1 rRNA gene and 1 pseudogene are annotated in these 1201 nt (G+C 69.5%); one reads left to right on the top strand and one right to left on the bottom strand.

The features are described from left to right. A pseudogene (locus tag AB0N14_RS33435) lies at positions 1 to 785 on the top strand (hypothetical protein); the annotation flags it as partial. Positions 786 to 905: 120 nt separating this feature from the next. On the opposite strand, the gene rrf reads toward AB0N14_RS33435, so the two are convergent. Continuing rightward, a 5S ribosomal RNA gene (gene rrf, locus AB0N14_RS33440) occupies positions 906 to 1022 on the bottom strand. Between the last annotated feature and the right edge of the window lie 179 nt (positions 1023 to 1201).

A 1201-nucleotide genomic window follows, 5' to 3' on the forward strand; every position in this document is an offset into this window, starting at 1 on the left:
CCGGACGGCCGGTCGTCACGGCGGAAGCCGCCGCGGTCGCCGTCGCGACGATCGTCGTGACGGTCATCCCGCCGGTCGTCACGACGGCCGTAACCGCCTCGGTCGTCACGACGGCCGTGGCCACCGCGCTGGTCGTCACGGCGGAAGCCACGGTCATCGCGGCGGCCGTACCCGCCCCGGTCGTCATCGCGGCGGGGGTGTCCGCCACGGTCGTCATCACGACGGGCGTAGCCACCACGGTCGTCGTCCCGACGGCCGTATGCGCCCCGGTCGTCATCACGACGGGCGTAGCCACCACGGTCGTCGTCCCGGCGGCCGGACCCGCCCCGGTCGTCATCACGACGGGCGTAGCCACCACGGTCGTCGTCCCGGCGGCCGGACCCGCCCCGGTCGTCATCACGACGGAAGGAGGGGCGGTCACCGTCGCGGCGGAAGCCCCGGTCGCGGTCATCGCGGCGCGGACCGGACGAGCGGTCGTCACGGCGGAAGGAAGGACGGCCACCACGGTCGCGGTCGTCACGGCCACCACGGTCGCGGTCGTCACGGCCACCACGGTCGCGGTCGTCACGGCCACCACGGTCGCGGTCGTCACGGCCACGGAATCCGCCTCGGTCGCCCCGGTCGCCGACCCGGCGGTCGTCTCCACGGCGGTCCTCGCGCCGGCCGTAGCCTCCACGGTCGTCGCCGCGGCGCGGGCCACCGCGGTAGCCGCCACGGTCACCACTGTCCCGGCGGCGCTGGTCGCGCTCAGGACGCTCGTCGGGAGAGTTGGTGGACATGGGTGACTCCTGTCTTCGGTACCGCAAAATCATTGTCGCGCAGCCGGGTACCCGGCGCGCCCCGGGAAAACGAAAAAGGACCCTCGATCCCAGCATGTCGCTGGGACCAAGGGTCCTCCAAAGATTGTTCGGCGGCGTCCTACTCTCCCACAGGGTCCCCCCTGCAGTACCATCGGCGCTGTAAGGCTTAGCTTCCGGGTTCGGAATGTAACCGGGCGTTTCCCTCACGCTATGGCCACCGAAACCCTAATGGTTTCGAGCGAACAAGCACACTCTTCAGTTGTCTGTTCTGCTCAAAGCCGGCAACTGTTCGTTGCCTCAGAACTGACACAGTGGACGCGAGCACCTGAGGACAAGCCCTCGGCCTATTAGTACCAGTCACCTCCACCCGTTACCGGGCTTCCAGACCTGGCCTATCAACC

Origin of the sequence: Streptomyces sp. NPDC051104 (assembly GCF_040682835.1) — a bacterium.
GTDB classification, from domain to species: Bacteria; Actinomycetota; Actinomycetes; order Streptomycetales; family Streptomycetaceae; genus Streptomyces; species Streptomyces cynarae.